Source organism: Mucilaginibacter lacusdianchii (assembly GCF_009770985.1).
In the GTDB taxonomy this organism is placed as follows: Bacteria; Bacteroidota; Bacteroidia; order Sphingobacteriales; family Sphingobacteriaceae; genus Mucilaginibacter; species Mucilaginibacter lacusdianchii.
In genome coordinates, this window is the sequence record NZ_WSRW01000001.1 from 164,951 (window position 1) to 185,430 (window position 20,480).

Sequence of the window (20,480 nt, forward strand, 5' to 3'; positions counted from 1 at the left end):
ATTAAATTTGGTTTAAAAATGCCCATATTTTCGGGATAAAGTTAGGTTTTTGAAGCAGAGTTGCAATAGTTAAGCAAATTAATTATGCCAGTAGTTGTTTCACCACTTCCGATATAGTTTTACCGTCGGCTTTGCCGGCCAACTCTTTATTTGCAGCTCCCATTACCTTACCCATATCTTTTACGGATGTTGCCCCTACCCGGCTAATTAAATCTTTCAAATAAGTTTCAATTTCGGCACGGTCCATTTGTTTAGGCAAGTAAGCTTCAATTACTTCCTGTTCTTCTATCTCAATCTGATACAAGTCCGGACGGTTTTGCGCCTGGTAAATATCAGCCGACTCTTTACGCTGTTTTACCAGCTTTTGTAATACTTTAACCTCGGCATCCTCACTCAATTCTTCCGATGCCCCTTTTTCTGTACGGGCCAGCAACAAGGCCGATTTGATAGCACGTAAACCGCGCAGTTTAGCCTCTTGCTTACCTAGCATGGCCTGCTTAATATCCTGATCAATTTTTTGTATTAATGACATTTTGGTTGGTTTATATGTTGATTGTTGGACAGTCGATTAGTTGTATTATTGATTGGTTGACCGTTTTTATTTCAAATTTAACTACTCAACAATTCAACTAATCAACATCCCCCTACTACTTAATTATTCTTTCTATCTATTAACGTAGCCGTGGCTTGTGCGGTTGGCATTAGCAACAAATCGTTAATATTAACGTGCGCCGGGCGTGTTACTACAAACCAAATGGTTTCGGCTACATCCACCGCTGTTAACGGGGTAAAGCCATTGTACACTTTCTTAGCTCTGTCCTTATCACCTTTAAAACGCACTTCCGAAAACTCAGTTTCTACGGCACCTGGGTGTATGGCGGTTACCTTGATACCATGCTGCAGCAAATCAATACGCATGCCTTTACTCAACGCATCTACAGCGGCTTTAGTAGCACAGTATACGTTACCATTGGCATATACATCTTTACCTGCAATAGACCCCAAGTTTACAATATGACCGAAGCCGTTGTTTACCATCCAGTTAGATACCACCTTGCTTACGTATAATAAACCTTTAATGTTTGTATCTATCATGGTGTCCCAATCATCATAGCTTCCTTTTTGTATTGGGTCTAAGCCCTGGCTTAAGCCGGCGTTGTTAATTAGCACGTCTACATTCTTCCAATCATCAGGCAGGCTTTCCAGGTGATGAATTACCTGTTCTTTAATGCGTACGTCAAACGCGGCAACAGCAATACGCACATTAAAATCATTGTTTAACTGCTGCGCCAGTGCGTCCAAGCGATCTTGCCGGCGGCCGGTCAGTATCAAATCATAGCCGTTACGGGCAAATAAATAAGCACAGGCCTCGCCAATACCGGCAGTGGCTCCTGTTATCAAAGCAATTTTAGCCATAGATGATTAACTAATGGCAGCGAAATTATGTTTTTTATATTGGATTGAAGAATTGAGATTGCGTGATGGAGCCACAAGGCTTCATCGCATTAACTATTCAAAATGTAAGCTAAATATCAAGCTATGCAAAAACAACTTATCAATAGGTGATGAGAAGGGATGATTTTCGGGAACCAGCACATTGCCAAATGAGTTAGCTAGCTTTATTTCGGGCGAGAGTTTAAAGAACTCGAAGTATATATCACAACCTATACCCGCTTCGTATGATGCAAAACCGCGAACGTTTTTAACTCTTTTTTGCATAAGCGCTTCGTTGGCATCACTTTGCCCTTTAGAGCCGATAGCGGTTGAATACTTTATACCTCCTATTAGGTATGCCCTGAAATCGCGAATACGGTCTGACTTGAGTTTAAGCAGCAACGGCATATCTACCTGTGTGCTGGATATTACTTTACTGATATTTTCTTTCGGATCTTCAAAAGCATAATCCAACTGGCGGTCGGCAAATACCAGTGATGGGGTAACGCGTGCTTCCAGATGTTCAGTAAGCCGGTAGCGGGTAATAAACCCTACCGAAAAGCCAGGTACGCTTTTGGAACTGATACCGGTTAAAGGGGTGGTTACATTCCTGTTGGTTTCCGGGTCAACAAAGGGCGTACGCCAATCAGGCTTTTTGATAATTTTATAATCCTGCTTGATGTACTGAAAGCTGAAGCCAAAGCTCAGGTCATTCTGGTCGGCACCGCCACCCCAGGCCTGCACCTGCGCATATCCTGCCTTTCCCATCCACACACACAAGGCCAACACCAACAGTACTTTTTTAACCATAGCTTATTTTATACCCGTATAAATTGAGCAGATACCAAATGCCAATGGGCGGCTTTTGGTTTGCTTAAATCCTACCTTATCCATCAAGCCGGTAAAATCTTTTCCGTCCGGAAAAGCCGCTACCGACTCGGGCAGGTATGAGTAGGCTCGTGCATCTTTTGAAAATAACTTGCCGATACCTGGTGTAATGTTTTTAAAATAAAAGTTATACAACTGCTTCACCGGAAAAACTTTGGGCTTAGAAAACTCCAGCACTACCGCTTTGCCACCGGGTTTAAGTACCCGCAGCATGTCGGCCAAACCTTTTTCCAGATTCTCGAAATTGCGTACCCCGTAAGCTACCGTTATCGCGTCGAATTCATCACTATCAAACGGAAGCTTTTCCGAGTCTCCCAGTTTTACTTCAAATTGGGGCGAAAGGTTACGTTTATTGATTTTTTGCTTGGCGATGTCGAGCATGCCCTGAGAAATATCGACACCGATAATCTTTTCGGGTTTTAAGATAGACAACGCCTCGAAAGCAAAGTCGCCGGTACCGGTGGCCACATCCAGTATGCGCTTGGGCTGCGCTTCCTTTAATTCATTAATGGCAATTTTACGCCAGATGATATCAATTCCCAACGACATAAAATGGTTCAAAAAATCGTACGTTTTAGATATGTTGTTGAACATATCGGCCACCTGTTCCTTTTTGGTTGCCTGCTGATTTTGATACGGCGTTACAGTTTTACTCATCGGCCTCAAAGATAGTGAATTTGCGGGGATAAGTTTTGGATGTGTTTGGCTGGAAATGATAAGGATCAGGTTCTGAAACACCTGTCTATCCTGAAATCAAGAGCCATCATTCAAAGCTTTGCTCACTAATTTTTATATTTAACCAGAATATTACACCCCCACTAACATGACCATACTCAGAAAGCTGCTTTTGGCAACCCTGTTGTTTTGCACGCTCCATAGTTTTGCGCAAACTATACTGCCTGTTCCGGTAAATTTGCAGCGCACTTATACAAAAGGCACCCGAACTATTAACGGCGCCCCCGGCAAAAACTACTGGCAAAATTGGGCCGATTATAATATTAAAGTGAATTTTGATCCGCAAACTCGTGTCATTAAAGGCACGGTGGATATTGATTACACCAACAACAGCCTTGATACGCTAATCAATATTTACTTTAAATTGTACCCTAATTTATACGCTAAAAACACCATACGCAACTCGGTTGTACGGCCAGAAGACATGACTGATGGTGTACAAATCCAAAGCCTGATTATGAATGAGCAAAAGCAGGAAGCAAGCCAATGGCGTATCAACGGCACCAACATGACGGTTAACATACCGGCCATTTTACCATCGCAAAAAGCACATTTTACCATCAGTTACTCGTATGTACTTAACAAAGGCTCGCACATCCGCACGGGACAGGTAGATAGCGGTGCATTTTTCATAGCCTACTTTTTTCCGCGCATTGCGGTTTATGACGATATTGATGGCTGGAACAAATATCCTTACCGAGGGTCGGAAGAATTTTACAACGATTTTTGTCATTTTAATGCCGAGGTTACCGTACCCGGTAACTACCAGGTTTGGGCAACAGGCAACCTCAAAAACACAGCAGAAGTTTATACACCCCGCATAGCAGAACGCGTAGCCGCAGCAGGCCGAAACGATGCCATAACAGACGTAATTACAACCGACGATTTTAAAGCCGGTAATATCACAACGCCTGGAAAAACGCATACCTGGAAGTTTGAAGCAGACAGCGTGACTGATTTTGCGTTTGCCACCAGCAACCATTATGTATGGAAGGCCAGCAGTTTGGTGGTTGATTCTAAAACCGGCCGTCGTACCCGAGTTGACGCTGTTTATAATACTGCGCATAAAGATTACCTGCCAGTTGTTGAACATGCCCGTAAAACGGTAGAGGTAATGAGCTATCAGTTTCCCAAATGGCCTTATCCCTATCCGCACGAAACCGTATTTGATGGATTAGACCAAATGGAATACCCTATGATGGTGAACGATAATCCAACGCCAACAGTTACTGACGAGATTACGCTAACTGACCACGAGATATTCCATACCATGTTTCCGTTTTATATGGGCATTAACGAAACCAAATATGCCTGGATGGACGAAGGCTGGGCCACTATTGGCGAATGGATTGTGAGTACAGCCATCGACCCTAAAATTGATGACAACTACGGCATGGATGCCTACAACCATAGCGCCGGCACCGAAGAAGATATGCCGATTATGAGCCTGACACCATCTCTTATTGGTGTATCTACTTTTACCGACAGTTATCCAAAACCGGCCATGGGTTACTTGTATGTAAAAGATATGCTGGGCGATGAATTGTTTACCAAAGCGCTGCACCATTATATAAACCAATGGCATGGCAAACACCCCATGCCTTATGATTTTTTTAACTGCATAAATACCGGTTCAGGCATCAACCTTAACTGGTTTTGGAAAGCCTGGTTTTTTGACAGTGGTGTGCCCGATTTAGGTATTACCCAAGTAGCTAAACAGCAAAACAATTACACGGTAACCATCACCCGCATAGGCGGCAAGCCAGTACCTGTACACTTAAGGGTTAATTATGCCGATGGTAGTAATGAGCTTTTACACCAAAGCATAGCGGCGTGGCAAAACGGCCAAAAAACATGCATTCTTAAATTTACTTCGGCCAAACCCGTAACCAAACTGGTGTTGGGCACTACTTATGATGCCGATGCGAATAAGAAAGACAATGTGTATGTCATGAAATGATGAATGAAGGTATGAAGTCCAAGGCCTGTGCTTTTGAGTCAAACAGAAAGTATTTACGACTACAGGCTCAGCCTTTGATGTATTCTATCCTTATCTACCGTCTAATATAGGTCTCCCCTTGCCTCTTGTTTCTTGGCTCCTGACTCTATTTTTAACCACGTTAAAATATCACCCCTACTTTTCCACAATACAAACAAATAGGGCTGGCTACGGGTTACATCAACCTAATCAAAACAAAATTATGTCAAACGTAAATATCCCAGAGCAAGACGGCGACCTGTTTGAAGATGGTGGCGATAACAATACGACTAACGACGATACATCGAAAGGATCTAACACTGTAAAAGACCCTGATGAGTGGACCACCGGCGATGAACCCATGACCGGCGCCCAACAGTCATATCTAAAAACTTTATCAGACGAAGCAGGCGAGCCTTTTGATGAAACCTTAAGCAAAGCCGACGCCTCTAAACGCATCGACGAACTGCAGCACAAAACAGGTCGCGGTTTAGATAACAAAGAATAACTGAGCGCAACCGCCGTTTACCCTCGGCGGTTGCTTTTTACCTCCTTTATCATAAATGAAACTACCTGATCATCAGATTAAGAAGATAGCCATTTTCCGGGCTCTGCAATTGGGCGATATGCTGTGTATCATCCCCGCCATGCGGGCTTTGCGTTACGCCTATCCCAGTGCTCATATTACTTTATTAGGCCTGCCCTGGGGCAAAAGTTTTACCGAGCGCTTTAGCAGCTATTTTGACGAGTTTATTCACTTTCCAGGATTTCCCGGCTTGCCGGAGCAACCTTTTAACAGTAGAGAAACGGTTGAATTCTTAGCTGGCATACAAGGCAAGTTCGATTTGCTGTTGCAAATGCAGGGCAATGGCACCGTCATTAACCCGATGATGGAATTATTTGGCGCCAGCTACACTGGCGGTTTTTATACCAGAGGTGATTTTGCCGCCAATTTGGAGTATTTTGTGGAATACCCCGATTATGGCCCCGAGCCGGAGCGACATGTTTTGCTGATGAAGCATTTGGGCATTCCGGATCATGGCAACGAACTGGAATTTCCAATTACGGAAAAAGATCAGGCCGATTACGATAAACTACAATTACCGATTGAACCGGGCCGCTATGTTTGTGTGCACCCTGGCTCGCGCGGTTCATGGCGGCAGTGGCCTACCGAGCACTTTGCGGCTGTAGCCGATTACTGTGCCGAACAAGGATATAAAGTAGTAATTACCGGTACTAAAGAAGAAGCGTCTATTATAAACGAAGTAATTGGGCACATGAAACATCCGGCTATAGATACCGCAGGTATTACCACCTTAGGTGCGGTTGGCATGTTGATAAAGAATGCACGGGCGTTGATATCCAACTGTACCGGTGTATCGCACATTGCGTCGGCGTTTCAAACACCAAGTATTGTGATTAGCATGGATGGCGAGCCCGAGCGTTGGGGACCCATTAATCAGCAACGTCATTACACCATCAACTGGCTACAGGAGCCGGGATTTGATTACGTGATGCAAAAAACCGCAGAGCTATTTCAGAATACTTAATTGAACCGGCTTACATCCGGTTGGTATCTGCAAAAACCTGCAACATGCTAATAACGGCATTGGCATCGGCTTCTTGCAAAAAAGACTTACCAGCCGGATTGATATAACCATTAAATTCGGCTAATTCATCAGCATTAGCTGCTTTAAAACCCATTGCCCATTCAGGAAAGTTTCTTTGCTCTAATTCGCCAGAGGCCATTTTAATGAGGTTGTAGTGGCGCGGATCAGATTGAATTACCTGATAACTTTGCTTAAGTGCTTCGGTTTCACCCTCCAATACTTGTATAAAAGCACCTTCGCCGTAAAGCAACATGCCAGTTAAATTATTTTTGGTATTGTTGTTCCGGCTAACAGTCAGTATATCCAGTAAATCATCTTGCGTAATGTTTCTGCTGGCTGTACTGATATAAATCAGATATTCCATAGGTAGGTAGTTTACGCAAATATAGGATACATTGGCAAACCATAACTACCTTCAGGTAATTTAGGCAGCCAGCGACAGTTTGTCTTCTACCATGCGCAGCAGTTGGTTCATGTCAAAAGGTTTGCGTAACACGCCATCGGGTGCCCCCTGTTGATGAACTACGTCGCCAATATCAGACCTGCCTGAGCACATTACTACAGGGATTTTTTTAAAGGTTTGCGTTTCTTTGATTTGCCGGCACAGGTCGCGGCCGTCACCGTCTGGCAGTGAAACGTCCAGTATAATTAAACTAGGATGTGCCGCCTCAATTTTATTTAATAAACCTTCGGCTTTATTAGATACTTCCACGTTATATCCTTCATTATCCAGCACGTATGATATCAGGTCGAGGATAAATTTATTGTCGTCTACTACAAGTATTTTACTTTTCATGGCTAATGTATCTGTAAGCCACATTTACAAAGTTGGTGCCACGAGTTAACCATGAATTAATTTTTATAAATTTTTCAACTATTAGATTTTACAGAGTTCACTTACAGATAATTTATCATAAGTATAAGTTTACTTAAACCCAGCTAATATCATTTACGCTGAAAAGTTGTACATGATGCAGACACACTGATTGCTTTATCATACAAAAGTTCCTATTTGCTATCTTTAGCGCGATGGAATTGCAGTTCGACCTAATCTTAAATAATATCGGTAAGCATATTAATCTTAGCGATGATGAAAAGCAGTTATTTACTTCATTGTTGGTTCCGAAACAAATAAAGCGAAAAAAGCATCTAATTGCCGAAGGCGACGTTTGTAAACATTCTGCTTTTGTAACATCGGGCTGCCTGCGTGGGTATACACTGGATGTAAATGGCTTTGAACACGTGCTGAGCTTTGCTCCGCAAGGCTGGTGGATGGCTGATATTTACAGCCTGATTACCCAACTGCCAGGCATTTTAAACATTGAGGCTTTAGAAGACACCGAAATGCTGATGCTGTCTAAAGCCAGTCAGGAAAAACTTTACACGCAGGTTCCCAAGTTTGAGCGCTTTTTTCGCATCCTTACTGAGAATGCTTTAGTAGCCTCGCAACAACGCCTGATTGATAACTTAAGTTTAACCGCAGCCGAACGCTACGCCCGCTTCTGTAAACGCTACCCTACTCTAATTTACCATTTGCCTCAAAAACAAATTGCCGCCTACATTGGCGTAACGCCCGAGTTTTTTAGTAAAATGCGGAAGGCGATGTAAATTAATTAGTTGCGATTTAGATTATTTTACTATCGATAGCATAGTGCAGGGCCTCGGCCATATTGTTCACATCAAATTTATCAAAAATCCGCCTTCTGTAATATTTAACGGTATCCGGAACAACAAAGATCTTTTCAGCTATCTCGTTTATGGAAAATCCACGAGCATGAAAACGCAGTATTTCCAGTTCTCTGCTGCTAAGTTGCGGTTTAAGTGATTTGTGCCAAACACTCGTTACTGTATCCAGTTCCCATCTATCCTCGCTACCATGCTTATAAATATGAACATTACCCGCATTTTTTCGATGGGATAAGGACACTACACACATGGCCTTTTGCATCTTGTGGTTTGCGTTGAGAGATAGCGGTGTCAGTTTATGATTAATTAATAATTGCCTGCCGTCTTTGCTATTCAAATGAAAATCATAAGTAATACTATACAGCATCCGGTCAGCAGGCGGCAGCTTGTCGTAAAAATCAAATCCTGCGTTATTGATAGTGGTAAGTAGCTGCAGGTCAGTTTCGGGGACGTTTTTAAAATAGAAATCGTACCCCATTAACAATACTTCCTCAACACTATAACCGCACAAGAACAAAGGATTTTCGGACACATATTCAAACCCCATCCTTTCATAATCAATGATGTATACACTTTCATAGGTAAGCCTGGAAAAGGATCGGACCACATCAAGATAACTGGCTTGTTGAATGCGTTGATCATTCAAGGTAGGTTCCAGCTTATTTTTTGTGAGGAGGCTTGAAAAGTTTTTACTATCCATAGGCTTTGTGCACTGCCAATTTACAAATCTACACTCAAGTGTAGCAACCAAAATTGATTTAATGCTGAGCTTTGGTTCAAGTATCAACGCTGATTTAATTATACAAATGCAAGAGCCAGTTCTTCAATACCCTGCAACGGATACAGTAATTCAGTGCGGAACATGTAGCAATATATTAACCGGTAACTTCTACAATTATAGCAGCTGTGCTTTTAGGGTTAGTAGCCGATTCCTTTTTAAATACCTAATTACCATTCCCATGAAAAAAAATGGAATTAAAAATGTGTTTTTAGCCGGATAAAACTTCAAAAAACACACAGCAAAGGGTTTAAACCCTACTCGTCACAACGTCAATTAATTTCGCAGTAAAACCTATCGCTATATGGAGATGAAAAAAAACCTAAACTTTATCCTTTTTATTATCGTCATCATTTTAGGGGTGACGTTATTTAAACATTTTGACTTTGAAAACTTAAAGTTTGAAAAGCCCAAGCTAGCCGTTGTTTATATCATTACCTTCACAGCTTCGCTATATCTTCTAATAAAAAGACCAAAAGAAAATTCCATTAACTAATATCAGTTTGCAAAAGTATTACTAGTCAACACTTAATATGTCAACGCCTCGTCGCTACCGGCTTTGTAAAATTTTTCATTAAAGTTTACCAAAAATAGTTCGGTGGTAGCACGGGTGCAGGCGGTGTAAAACCAGCGTAAAAAGTCAGTATTTACCATTTCGTCTGTAATATAGCCCTGGTCTACAAACACTGCATCCCACTGGCCCCCCTGAGCTTTATGGCAGGTTACAGCGTAGGCAAACTTAATTTGCAGCGCGTTATAGTAAGGGTTTAGCTTCAGCTCTTTTAACTTGGCTCGCCTGCTGGCTATGTAATCATAATCCTTCATCACTTCCAAAAAGAAGCGCTTTTGATCGGTAGGCTGCAAGGCTGGCGAGTCGGAATATAAAGCGTCCAACAGTACCTTACATTCAATCACCGGATCTTCGGCATAGTCTATAAATTCCAGCTGCACATCAGCAAAACGGAAACCATACACTTCTTCAAACCGGCGCACTTTCTTAATGCGGGCTATATCGCCGTTAGCAATAAAACCAGTGCTGTCTTCTTCGTGCACCTGCATCCAAAAGTAATTATTGCGCACCACCATAATCTGGTCGCCACCGGTTAGTTCTTCCTCTCGCATTAATATGCGGTTACGTATCTGGCGGTTATACAGGTTGGCATTTTTGTTGGACCGGCATATCACTAAGGTATTTTCGTTGCCATATTTATTATAAGCGTAGTTAAGGCCCTCTTCCAGGCGTTCGCCGGTCATGCGATAAACATCCTTGTAGCCCTTAGTTACAATCTGCGGATAGTTTTCTTCTTCTTTACGAATGATATCGCGTACGCCGGTTACGTTGTACAAAATGCCAGAGTCCTTTTGCTGACGCAAAACCTCAGTCATTTCATAGCTGGACACATCCAATCCGAAGTTATCGGTCAACACTTTGGGGTCTAAAGCCGGACTATAAACCGAGCCTACAGGTGGCAGCTGTGCGGTATCACCCACCAGCATCAGCTTGCAGTTTTTAAAATTGTAAACGTAATCTATCAGATCTTTCAGCAGCGTTTCATAGTTGCTACCGCCGGCATCGTCAGATATCATCGACGATTCATCCACAATAAAAATGGTATTCTCGGCTGTATTTACGGCCAGCGTAAAGGCCTCGTCAATATTCATGGCCGACTTTTTACGATAGATGCGCTTATGTATAGTAAACGCCTTACGGCCCGAGTATGCAGTAATTACTTTAGCTGCACGGCCTGTGGGGGCCAGCAATACTGCTTTTAACCCGTAAGCCCGCAATGCTTTTACCAGTGCACTTACCACGGTGGTTTTACCGGTACCTGCATAACCTTTCAGCAAAAAGCAGTCGTAACCGTTATCGTTAAGCAAAAATTTGTGAAGCCGATCAAACAGCTGTAATTGCTGTTCGGTTGGCTGGTGTTTAAATTGTTTACTAATCTGTTCTTGTTGGGGCATGTATAAATTGGCCTTTAGGCGCTAACAAAACAATGAAAAAATATTTACTTTTGTTCGCAACTGATGGACGATACCTTATATCATTACATTGACCCCGGCTTTAGTCACCTTGAAGTGCACAATTACACTTTGCTGGTGCTCATTAACCCTACTCAATTTTCGTTAGCGGTAGTACATCAGCACAAATTAATGGTTTGGCGTAAACCCGGCTTATTAAGCGAACTTAACCAACCCGGCGAAGTGCAGGAAGTACTGAACTTCAATTACCAAAACATTATTTCGGGCGTTACCTCATCCGATTTCACCCTCATACCCGACGCCCTGTATCAGGAAGCCGATGTGGCATCCATTGCCCGTTACCTTGACGTACAATCGCAAGATACGGTGTTTGCACAGCCACTGGATGCCGACAACCGCATTGTGTTTAAACTTAACCAAACTGCTACTTTGGCTGCCGCCCGGTTTGATCTGTCTAAAACAATTTTTGCAGCTTCGGGCTGGATAAAAGCCATTGCCGATACCCAGCCTTCTGGATATGATTTATATATAAATATAAACGAAAATCAGGCCGATTTAGTCTATTTCAGGCATGGCAAATTACTGCTTTTTAACACCTTTGAGTGCACTAATGCTGATGAATTAGCATATTACGCACTCTTTGTGGCAGAGCAGTTGAAACTAACGCCCGCCGATACGAATGTGATAGTAAACGGACTTATTTCAGAAGGCAACGCTTACCATAACCGCCTTTCTAACTTTTTTAAATTGGCAGCCCTCAGCACTGTGCAATTGCTCGATATGCCAGAGCACTTGCCTAAACAGGAGTTGCTAACTTTAAGTGCTTTGACCCTATGCGCATCATTGGCGGACGTTTAAAAGGCTTGCGGCTTAACCCGCCTAAAAACCTGCCGGTTAGGCCCACTACTGACCTAGCTAAGGAAGCACTGTTCAATATCCTGCAAAACCAGGTAGAACTGGAAGATATTAAAGTGCTGGACCTTTTTAGCGGCACCGGTAACCTGGCACTGGAATTTGCCTCGCGCTTTGCCAAAAGTGTTACAGCGGTTGACCGAAGCATACATTGCGTAAATTATTTGAAAGATACAGCCCGCCAGCATGGCTTAACACAAATTACCACTTTTAAGGCTGATGTGTTTAAATACCTGGAACTGGAAACCGAGCAGTATAATTTAATATTTGCCGATCCGCCTTATGATTTAAGCCGCATTCCGGAATTGCCTAAAATTGTTTTTGACAAAAATCTGTTGTTACCGGGTGGCTTGCTTATCATCGAGCATCAATCATTACAAAACCTTAGTAACCATCCTAACTTTACCGAGCAGCGCCGGTATGGGCACTCATCGTTCTCGTTTTTTGAAATGAAAAGCGAGGCATAGTTACATCACAAGCATTGCTTATAATTTTCATTATCTGTAACATTTAGTATCCACTTTCCGTCATGGCAGTAGCCTTAAACTTACCACGACGTGAAACATCCATTTTTAATATTAACATTAATCACCCTGTTAGCTGCGGGATGTACCAAGGAAAAGAACCAGCCCACTGACGCTCCGGACGAAGATGTAAAAATACCATCCGATACCACCCATACACAAACCACCCGTTGGACTACATTTAACATCAGTAATTCGCCGCTAAACAGCAATCAGGTTAATGCTATAGCTATTGATAAAAATGATGTTAAATGGATAGGTACTGCTAACGGCTTGTACCGTTTGAATGGTGGCAAATGGACTACGTTTACCCCTGCCAACTCACAATTACCTTCTGCCAATATACAAGCTTTGGCTACAGAAGCGAACGGCAGCCTTTGGGTAGGTACGGATAAAGGAATTGCGAAATTTGACGGTACACATTGGCAGGTTTACAATTCGGCCAATAGTGTATTTACCAACAACAATATCAAATGCATTGCCCATGATGCTAATCGCCAAATTACCTGGATAGGCACAGACGATGGCTTTGTAAAAGTGACTGGCACCAACCAGTGGGAACACCTGGATGGACCGGATGTTATATTATCTATGGCGGTTGACCATGATGGAGCGCTTTGGATAGGAACGTTTAACAGCTTTGCTTTTATCGGCATCATTAAAAAATATCATAATGGTCAGTGGACATCTTACCGGCTGGATCAAATGGGGTACACATCTGCCTTTCCTTACGGATTAGTAATAAACTCGGCTAATCAAATTTATGCAGTGCTGGGCGGCACAGTAGCCAAATCGGTTATATGTTTTGACGGCCAAAGCTGGAAGGAAATTACAAAGCCTGAAAATGTACGTGGGTTGAAAACTATTGCGCTGGAAGGAAACAAAATATGGGTAGGCGGCATCCATTTATCAGAATTTGGCCATAAAGATTCGAAGTTATTAAGCATTCCGGATACAGATTCTCCCATTCAGTGTATAGCTACCGACAACGACGACCGCAAGTGGTTAGGAACCGTGTACGGCGGCTTAGCCGTTTATGGTAAAGCAGTGGCCGACTAATTATGTTTATTAAGCAGGTCTGGCTACATCTTTTGCGATGCTGTTTTAAGCTCAGATTTAGCAACTTTGATTAATCAGTGAAAGAAATCAACTACTTAATTAACCAAATTCATTTCTTAACCTACATTAACTTTGCGGTTGACCCGGTACTGTAACTTTGTATCAACAAAAACACAATTACTATGGCACAATCTGTTTTACACCAAGCCGGTACCCGTGGTCATGCTAACCATGGCTGGCTGGAAAGTTATCATACTTTTAGCTTCGCCGGTTATTATAATGCCGACCGTATGAACTTTGGCGCACTGCGCGTTTTGAATGATGACACCGTAAGCGGCGGCATGGGCTTTGGCAAACACCCGCATGATAATATGGAAATTATCTCCATCCCACTAGAGGGCGACCTGGAGCATCAAGACAGCATGGGCAATGTCGCCGTTATCCGCAAAGGCGATATACAGGCCATGAGTGCCGGCACTGGCATTTACCACAGCGAGAAAAATAAGAACCCCAACGAGAAAGTTAAATTCTTACAAATTTGGATTTATCCTGATCAAAAAAACGTAACCCCACGGTATGACCAATTGACTTTAAGTATGGATGACCGCCATAATAAACTACAACAGGTTTTATCGCCCAATAAAGATGACGACGGCATCTGGATTTATCAACAAGCGTGGTTTCATATAGGTAAGTTTAATAAAGGTATTAGTACCGAATATGCCTTAAAAGGCGGCGCTAACAGTGGCGTATACGCGTTTATTTTGAATGGCCAAGTAAATATAAATGGTCAGTTGTTAAACACACGCGACGGTTTTGGTGTTTGGGATACAGATAAACTAAGCATTACTGCCGAAAGTGATGCCGAGTTTTTACTGATGGAAGTTCCGATGAAGTTTTAACATAATGAATAAAGTAAACATATTGGTGGTAGGCCGGCACGAACAAATTTTACAAACTGTAGTGCGGCTTATCAACAACAACCCTGAATGGCATAGTGTAGGCGCTTTAACTGATAAAGACGCCATTCAGTTGTTTAGCCACGAAGTATTTGACCTGATTTTGCTCAGTAGCGGTATAGAACCCGAGTCGGAACAAAATTTGCGTGCTTACTTTACCGATCATCGCCCGAGTGTTATCATCGTACAGCATTATGGCGGTGGCAGCGGCTTGCTTACAGCCGAGATTTACGAGGCGTTGCAGGGAAGAATGGTGTAGGAAATATTATAAAATACAATATATCATTGTGCAACAGAGGCAGGTTGTGAAGTCAGCTGTCAAAGCAATCTACAAGTTTTTGCATTGCCTTAGGTTTTGCTGCTAGCTTGTGCTTGTGCTGTTAGTTTAACTTCCGGTAGTGGTTATTTACATCTTGCAGTCTGCTCATTGCCGCAGGGGCTATTTCTTTTGTCATAGCCACAAAAGAAACAAAAAGGCCTAGCTCTCGCGATCCCCTGTCTGCCCACCAAGCCCAACGCTGGCCCGGGCGCGATAGCGGGCCTCTGCGCTTTTTTTCTTTTTCTATTTTCATTCAACGTTAAGCAACGACGGAACGAGTCAACAAAAAGAATCGGCATTAGATTTTTGCGGTAGCTACAGCCCTAAGTATAAGCACTATCTTAAATAGTAAAAATCTCTGGCCGAGAGGTTTCTTTTTGGTTACCTTTTCTTTTCCGGCAAAAGAAAAAGTAACATCCACAGGCCGTGGTATAAGAACATCCCTATCCTCATGAAACACTAATGGAAGTCAAAGCACTAACTAACTAACTAACTAACTAACTAACTAACTAACTAACTAACTAAACCACCTTCTCCATAATCATCAACTCTACCGGCTCTTTAGCAACACTGGTAGCGGTAACCAACGGCATAGTTTCACCGGTGGCCACGAAGCCTCGGCGCTCGTACCAAGCAATCAGTTCACGTCGGGATGTAATCACAGATATTTTAATGGTTGTAATTCCCAATTCCCTGGCATAATCATCAGCAGCAGCTAACAATTTTCTACCGATGCCTCCGGCCTGCAAGGTTGGCTTTACAGTGAGCATACCCAGGTATAGCTTATTACTTTTCGTTTGCTCGAGGTATACAGAGCCAATAATTTCGTTACCCTCATTGGTGTACTTCAATATGGCAACCTCAGGCTTATCAAAATAACCGGTTAATTCGACTTCATCAATGCGAATACCTTCCAGCAAATGACTTTCGCTGGTCCAGCCTTGTTTAGAGGTTTCGCCACGGTAAGCGCTGTTTACCAAGGCTACTATTTCGGTTACATCTGCAACTTGTGCGCGTGTTATGGGCATAACGGTTTGTTTAAACGGGGTGCAAACGTACTATAGTTTTCAATAATTCACAAACCTTGTTACCTATAAGCTTTCAACGCGGCTGAAAACAAAACATCCTGAACCGGCATAAGCCAATTCAGGATGTTTTTAATAAAAATCAATATTGATTATTCGTCTTTCTTATCTACCGGTTTTTGCATCTCGTTCATCATATGTGCAACGGTGCTTTCGGGGGTAACATTACTCATGGCAATCATGGCTTTATTTTTAAAGCCCGAAATTACCTTGTCATCACCGGCCATCAGGGCATCAAAACCGTCTTGTGCTACTTCGGCAGCATCAGACAAAGAACTTTTATCCTGTACTATTTTGCTATCCTGCATTTCGGCTTTGTTAAAGAAGTCGGTATCAGTAGCGCCTGGCTGCAATACGGTAACGGTGACGTTGGTACCTTTCAACTCTTCGCGGATGGCTTCAGAGAATGACAACACAAACGCTTTGGTACCGTGGTAAACTGACTGCCATGGACCTGGTGTTTGACTGGCAATGGAACCCAATTGTAAAATTTTACCCTCGTTGCGGGCCACCATATCTTTCAAAAAGCATTTGGTTAATATGATCAACGAACCAATGTTCAATTGAACCATATCTAATTCGCGCTCTATATCAGTATCTTTAAACTGACCATAGTAACCTTGCCCGGCATCATTTACCAATACATCCACTTGTAAACCACGAGATTTTACTTCATCGTAAACGGCAAAAGCTTCTTCGCGTTTAAACAAATCTTTTGATATGGTTATCACATCAATTCCGCTTTGTTTCAGCTCGTTTGAACAGTTGTTTAGCTCTTGCTCATTACGTGCTACCAAAATCAGATTATATTTTTCTTTGGCAAATATTTTGGCCAATTCAAAGCCGATACCTGATGTTGCACCAGTAATCAGCGCATATTTTTGTGTGCTTGACATAATTTTAAGTTTTAGTTTATTAACTACAAATTAATAAACCACAACTATGCCATTTGTTTTCAACAAATTACAAATTCTGCTTTTATGCTGATTCTTAATAGTGATAGCGTCTAATTTTAACCTAACACTATAGGTAATTTACTTCTTACCAGTGCGTTTGATGAGTTCATCCCTGATGATAGCGCACTTTTCATAACGCTCCAGTTCAACGTTTTCCTGCAACATTGCTTCCAGTTCCAGCCGAGACTTGCTTACAAACTCGAGCGTATTAGTGGTTAAGGTAGTGATGTTTTGAAAATATCCGTCGGCGCTGTAAAAACCCAGGTTAGTTAACCCGCTGTTGTTTTGTTCCATCTTCGTTTAATTAATTAGGTAAACTCAAGTTAAGAAATTCTTTTCTAAAAGTTAACTTAACCAACAAAACTTATTTTCACAAACTTCGACACAAACCAAATTTAATATTGCAAAAATCAGAATATCAAACAATTACAATGCTTGATAATCTTCGCGTATGGGATTAAAAACGTCAAGTAACTTACAATCGGTAATGGCTTTACCGCCATGTGGTACATTTGGTGGAATAATTACATACATGCCCTGATCCAATATCTGCGACTCGCCGTTTACCGTCATTTCAAACTGGCCTTCCAGCACAAAAGCGCATTGATGATGAATATGCTGATGGATGGCAGATACTGCACCCGCTTTCACCTCGATGAAGTTAAGCGTATTTACATCAGTATGAATCATTTTGGCCATATAGCCCGGCGCTATTTCTTTAACCGGTATATCTTTAAAATAATGAAAAATGTTGGTGTCCATATAACATTAATTGATGTCTATAAATAACTATGGCATCAAAAATCAGCTTTTTGATGCCATAATTAGTTAAATTATTTGAAGAAATTAAATAACCCTTCTGATTTGTACCGATTCCGGATCGGCCAGCATCAGTGGCACTTTTTCGATAGTTACAAAGCTTAAGTCTAAGCCAAAACCCCGCTCTTCAGATATACTTACCTTTTTAAGTTGTGTATAACCAGCCATTACCATGCGTTCATAAAACGACAGATTATGCGAGCGGGACAACACTTTTTCGATAACCACAAAACGGAAATCACCCACAATGTTGTGCTTGTTTAATGATTTGTACTTACTGGTAATATCCACCTCGCCGTTTTTAACCAGGTCTTCCACCACTTTTCGAAACAACAAATTGATTTGCTGCCCTACCCTAAAGCCAAGCTTAAAATCAATGCGGATCAGTTTATTGGGCACCAGTACGTCAACCTCATAATCGCGGGTATAAGGTTCGTCCATTACATCAACGTGCACCAGCCAGTATACATCGGCACGTTTGGGCTGCTTTTGTAATATGGAGTAAATAATTTTGGATTCAACTTCTGAATTAAAGTTTGCACTGGTTAAGTAAACCAGCTGCGATGCATACTTAGGTACGGTGTCGTCATCACTCAGTTCTTTTAGAATATCGTAGTAATCCTCAATCTCCACAAATTTCACATAGCGGTTGCGGATTCTGCGGGCCGTGTGCCAGGTCCACATTACGCCAAACAGTATGGCGCCGATGCTCAAGGTAAACCAGCCACCTTCAACAAACTTACCTAGGTTACCCCATAAAAAGATGCCCTCAACCAAAAAGTACACAATCAAAAACAGGTTGATGATATAACCAGGCACCTTGCGGCGTTTTAAGAATTTAGATACCAAAATGGTAGTCATGAGCATGGCAATGGTGATACTTAAACCGTAAGCAGCCTCCATCCGTTCAGAACGCTCAAATAACAAAACCACGCCAATACAACCTGCACACAAAATCCAGTTGATGCTGGGTACATATAATTGTCCTTTTTGTAAAGACGGATAATTGATTTTTACTTTAGGCCACAGGTTTAATCGTACCGCTTCGGCAATCAGCGTGTAAGAGCCGGAAATCAGGGCCTGGCTGGCAATAACCGCCGCTACCGTTGCAATACCAATACCAAATATCAGGAACCATTGCGGCATAATTTGGTAAAACGGGTTAAGTAAGTTTAAATCTAACGCCTCACCATTATGATGCAACAGCCATACGGCCTGACCTAGGTAGTTAAGAATTAAACAGGTTTTTACATAAATCCAGCTCACACGGATGTTGCTCCGGCCGCAGTGGCCCAAATCTGAATACAAAGCTTCGGCACCGGTAGTACACAAAAATACCGCACCCAAAATGCCTAAAGCAGATGGGTTGCCCATAATATCGCTAGTAAGCAAATGGTAAGCATAGTAAGGGTTTAAAGCCTTAATAACCGTTGGCATTTGTATGATATAAGATATGCCCAATACGCCCATCATGGTAAACCAGATAAACATTATAGGGCCAAACGCTTTACCCACCAGTGATGTACCAAACTGCTGTATAAAAAACAGGAAGGTAATAATGGCAATTACAATAGTCATTACGGTGCGCGTTTCCATACCCGGATAATAGGTATGCAATCCTTCAATAGCCGAAGAAATAGTGATAGGCGGAGTAATAATACCGTCGGCCAGCAGCGCGCAACCGCCTAAAACAGCCGGGATAATGAGCCACTTAGCGCGCCGGCGAACTAATGAAAACAAAGAGAAAATCCCACCCTCGCCTTTGTTATCGGCCTGAAGGGTAATTACCACATACTTGATGGTGGTTTGCAAAGTAAGCGTCCAAAATATACACGATACGCCGCCTAACACGAGGGCTTCATTTATACGGCTGCCACCAACAATGGCTTTGAATACATACAGGGGCGACGTACCAATATCGCCGTAAATAATTCCTAAACTAATAAGCAGCCCTGCGGCTGTTAGTTTTTGTAGGTCTTTGTGATGTGATGACACTTTAGTTAATAAAAAATATCAATAATTTGGAACTTTTTGATAATCAATCTAGCCGATTGTAAAATGTCTTTTTAACCGGCAGGCTATTTGGATAACCTGTTAAATCCTTTTTTGTTAAAAATTGTTAAAAAAACTCTAATTAAAAACAATTCTACATTGGGTAATAGCATTATTTTTACCTTTGCAGGTAATCAGGAACTATGGGGCAAAGATATACTTTTAAATATTTATGGATAACAATAATTGCAATAGCGATATCCATAAACTTTGCCTTTTCCGGAGAGTTGGTCAAATTGGCCAAATCTGATAGCAGTTTTCTGTTCCGCAGCAAAAATGTTAAGAAGACTTATTTCAAGAACAGTTTTCTAACCGGCACGCTTCCCACATTCAAACCAGTATCTTACACAGCTAAGCCAGCGGTCGACAAACAGCTGGATGACAAGCTTTTAACCAACGTACAGGTTTTTCCTAATCCAGTTACCGACCAGATCAATTTACGTTATACCGTATCGCGCAACAGCAATGTTACCATCAAACTGATGGATGTGCTGGGCAACAACGTGGCTACTTTCTCGCAACGAGTTGATCCGGGCGAACAAAAGTTTACACATTATATAAGCAACCGGCTTACCAGCGGCTTTTATTTTGTGCGTGTAATGGCAGGCACCGAGTCGGTTATTAGGCGTATAACCGTTTTATAACTCAATTTTTACCAGCACATTGCCTTCATAGGGCAAAATATTTTTAGTTTTGGTGTTTT

Annotated in this window: 24 protein-coding genes; 10 read left to right on the plus strand and 14 right to left on the minus strand. The window is 42.1% G+C overall.

Annotated elements, in window-relative coordinates; genetic code table 11:
- Nucleotides 1-82: 82 nt before the first annotated feature.
- From GPM24_RS00785 to ubiE, 4 genes are all read right to left on the minus strand, one after another.
- Nucleotides 83-532: a GatB/YqeY domain-containing protein gene (locus tag GPM24_RS00785; RefSeq protein ID WP_158824838.1), complete on the minus strand. Its 450-nt coding sequence runs from the start codon at nucleotides 530-532 to the stop codon at nucleotides 83-85.
- 119 nt (nucleotides 533-651) lie between these two features.
- Nucleotides 652-1,416, minus strand: a complete 765-nt coding sequence (locus tag GPM24_RS00790; RefSeq protein ID WP_158824839.1) for an SDR family NAD(P)-dependent oxidoreductase — start codon at nucleotides 1,414-1,416, stop codon at nucleotides 652-654.
- A gap of 93 nt (nucleotides 1,417-1,509) precedes the next feature.
- The gene (porT, locus tag GPM24_RS00795) at nucleotides 1,510-2,244 is read right to left on the minus strand and encodes a type IX secretion/gliding motility protein PorT/SprT (RefSeq protein WP_158824840.1); all 735 of its coding nucleotides are present in this window, start codon (nucleotides 2,242-2,244) and stop codon (nucleotides 1,510-1,512) included.
- A gap of 3 nt (nucleotides 2,245-2,247) precedes the next feature.
- Nucleotides 2,248-2,979 (minus strand): bifunctional demethylmenaquinone methyltransferase/2-methoxy-6-polyprenyl-1,4-benzoquinol methylase UbiE, encoded by a 732-nt coding sequence (ubiE, locus tag GPM24_RS00800; protein ID WP_199269675.1) that lies wholly within the window; start codon nucleotides 2,977-2,979, stop codon nucleotides 2,248-2,250.
- A gap of 166 nt (nucleotides 2,980-3,145) precedes the next feature.
- On the opposite strand from ubiE, the gene GPM24_RS00805 reads away from it, so the two are divergent.
- From GPM24_RS00805 to GPM24_RS00815, 3 genes are all read left to right on the plus strand, one after another.
- Nucleotides 3,146-5,017, plus strand: a complete 1,872-nt coding sequence (locus GPM24_RS00805; protein WP_158824842.1) for a M1 family metallopeptidase — start codon at nucleotides 3,146-3,148, stop codon at nucleotides 5,015-5,017.
- Nucleotides 5,018-5,258: 241 nt separating this feature from the next.
- Nucleotides 5,259-5,543, plus strand: a complete 285-nt coding sequence (locus GPM24_RS00810) for a DUF3072 domain-containing protein (RefSeq protein ID WP_233268700.1) — start codon at nucleotides 5,259-5,261, stop codon at nucleotides 5,541-5,543.
- Between the two features lie 55 nt (nucleotides 5,544-5,598).
- On the plus strand, nucleotides 5,599-6,585 hold the full coding sequence (locus GPM24_RS00815) for a glycosyltransferase family 9 protein (RefSeq protein WP_158824843.1): 987 nt from the start codon (nucleotides 5,599-5,601) through the stop codon (nucleotides 6,583-6,585).
- A 10-nt stretch (nucleotides 6,586-6,595) separates the two neighbouring features.
- Here the strand turns inward: GPM24_RS00815 and GPM24_RS00820 are convergent, their stop codons facing one another.
- Nucleotides 6,596-7,009 carry a BLUF domain-containing protein gene (locus tag GPM24_RS00820; protein ID WP_158824844.1) on the minus strand — a complete coding sequence of 138 codons (414 nt, stop codon included), beginning with the start codon at nucleotides 7,007-7,009 and terminating at the stop codon, nucleotides 6,596-6,598.
- A gap of 60 nt (nucleotides 7,010-7,069) precedes the next feature.
- Nucleotides 7,070-7,441 (minus strand): response regulator, encoded by a 372-nt coding sequence (locus tag GPM24_RS00825; protein ID WP_158824845.1) that lies wholly within the window; start codon nucleotides 7,439-7,441, stop codon nucleotides 7,070-7,072.
- Between the two features lie 233 nt (nucleotides 7,442-7,674).
- Here GPM24_RS00825 and GPM24_RS00830 point away from each other — a divergent pair, with 233 nt between their 5' ends.
- Nucleotides 7,675-8,253 carry a Crp/Fnr family transcriptional regulator gene (locus GPM24_RS00830; RefSeq protein ID WP_158824846.1) on the plus strand — a complete coding sequence of 193 codons (579 nt, stop codon included), beginning with the start codon at nucleotides 7,675-7,677 and terminating at the stop codon, nucleotides 8,251-8,253.
- Nucleotides 8,254-8,269: 16 nt separating this feature from the next.
- On the opposite strand, the gene GPM24_RS00835 is transcribed toward GPM24_RS00830, so the two are convergent.
- Nucleotides 8,270-9,031, minus strand: a complete 762-nt coding sequence (locus tag GPM24_RS00835; protein WP_158824847.1) for a response regulator transcription factor — start codon at nucleotides 9,029-9,031, stop codon at nucleotides 8,270-8,272.
- Nucleotides 9,032-9,637: 606 nt separating this feature from the next.
- Complete coding sequence (locus GPM24_RS00840) at nucleotides 9,638-11,074, minus strand: ATP-dependent DNA helicase (protein WP_158824848.1); 1,437 nt, start codon at nucleotides 11,072-11,074, stop codon at nucleotides 9,638-9,640.
- A 63-nt stretch (nucleotides 11,075-11,137) separates the two neighbouring features.
- Between GPM24_RS00840 and GPM24_RS00845 the strand changes: the two genes are divergently transcribed.
- The 5 genes from GPM24_RS00845 to GPM24_RS00865 all read left to right on the plus strand — a co-directional run bounded on the left by GPM24_RS00845 (nucleotide 11,138) and on the right by GPM24_RS00865 (nucleotide 14,805).
- The gene (locus tag GPM24_RS00845; protein WP_158824849.1) at nucleotides 11,138-11,950 is read left to right on the plus strand and encodes a DUF3822 family protein; all 813 of its coding nucleotides are present in this window, start codon (nucleotides 11,138-11,140) and stop codon (nucleotides 11,948-11,950) included.
- Nucleotides 11,926-12,471, plus strand: a complete 546-nt coding sequence (locus tag GPM24_RS00850; protein ID WP_158824850.1) for an RsmD family RNA methyltransferase — start codon at nucleotides 11,926-11,928, stop codon at nucleotides 12,469-12,471. The genes GPM24_RS00845 and GPM24_RS00850 overlap by 25 nt, the downstream gene beginning before the upstream one ends.
- Before the next feature lie 90 nt (nucleotides 12,472-12,561).
- Nucleotides 12,562-13,587 carry a ligand-binding sensor domain-containing protein gene (locus GPM24_RS00855; RefSeq protein ID WP_158824851.1) on the plus strand — a complete coding sequence of 342 codons (1,026 nt, stop codon included), beginning with the start codon at nucleotides 12,562-12,564 and terminating at the stop codon, nucleotides 13,585-13,587.
- 182 nt (nucleotides 13,588-13,769) lie between these two features.
- On the plus strand, nucleotides 13,770-14,489 hold the full coding sequence (locus tag GPM24_RS00860) for a pirin family protein (RefSeq protein ID WP_158824852.1): 720 nt from the start codon (nucleotides 13,770-13,772) through the stop codon (nucleotides 14,487-14,489).
- A gap of 4 nt (nucleotides 14,490-14,493) precedes the next feature.
- Nucleotides 14,494-14,805 carry a response regulator gene (locus GPM24_RS00865; RefSeq protein WP_158824853.1) on the plus strand — a complete coding sequence of 104 codons (312 nt, stop codon included), beginning with the start codon at nucleotides 14,494-14,496 and terminating at the stop codon, nucleotides 14,803-14,805.
- Nucleotides 14,806-14,926: 121 nt separating this feature from the next.
- On the opposite strand, the gene GPM24_RS00870 is transcribed toward GPM24_RS00865, so the two are convergent.
- The 6 genes from GPM24_RS00870 to GPM24_RS00895 form a co-directional block, all read right to left on the minus strand.
- Nucleotides 14,927-15,118: a hypothetical protein gene (locus GPM24_RS00870; RefSeq protein ID WP_158824854.1), complete on the minus strand. Its 192-nt coding sequence runs from the start codon at nucleotides 15,116-15,118 to the stop codon at nucleotides 14,927-14,929.
- Between the two features lie 268 nt (nucleotides 15,119-15,386).
- Nucleotides 15,387-15,893, minus strand: a complete 507-nt coding sequence (locus GPM24_RS00875) for a GNAT family N-acetyltransferase (protein ID WP_158824855.1) — start codon at nucleotides 15,891-15,893, stop codon at nucleotides 15,387-15,389.
- 149 nt (nucleotides 15,894-16,042) lie between these two features.
- The gene (locus GPM24_RS00880) at nucleotides 16,043-16,846 is read right to left on the minus strand and encodes an SDR family NAD(P)-dependent oxidoreductase (protein ID WP_158824856.1); all 804 of its coding nucleotides are present in this window, start codon (nucleotides 16,844-16,846) and stop codon (nucleotides 16,043-16,045) included.
- Nucleotides 16,847-16,984: 138 nt separating this feature from the next.
- A complete protein-coding gene (locus GPM24_RS00885; protein ID WP_158824857.1) occupies nucleotides 16,985-17,200 on the minus strand; it encodes a hypothetical protein in 216 nt (71 codons plus the stop codon).
- Between the two features lie 132 nt (nucleotides 17,201-17,332).
- Nucleotides 17,333-17,668: a cupin domain-containing protein gene (locus GPM24_RS00890; protein ID WP_158824858.1), complete on the minus strand. Its 336-nt coding sequence runs from the start codon at nucleotides 17,666-17,668 to the stop codon at nucleotides 17,333-17,335.
- Between the two features lie 84 nt (nucleotides 17,669-17,752).
- The gene (locus GPM24_RS00895) at nucleotides 17,753-19,720 is read right to left on the minus strand and encodes a KUP/HAK/KT family potassium transporter (RefSeq protein ID WP_158824859.1); all 1,968 of its coding nucleotides are present in this window, start codon (nucleotides 19,718-19,720) and stop codon (nucleotides 17,753-17,755) included.
- Nucleotides 19,721-19,920: 200 nt separating this feature from the next.
- On the opposite strand from GPM24_RS00895, the gene GPM24_RS00900 reads away from it, so the two are divergent.
- A complete protein-coding gene (locus GPM24_RS00900; protein ID WP_158824860.1) occupies nucleotides 19,921-20,421 on the plus strand; it encodes a T9SS type A sorting domain-containing protein in 501 nt (166 codons plus the stop codon).
- Nucleotides 20,422-20,480: the final 59 nt, after the last annotated feature.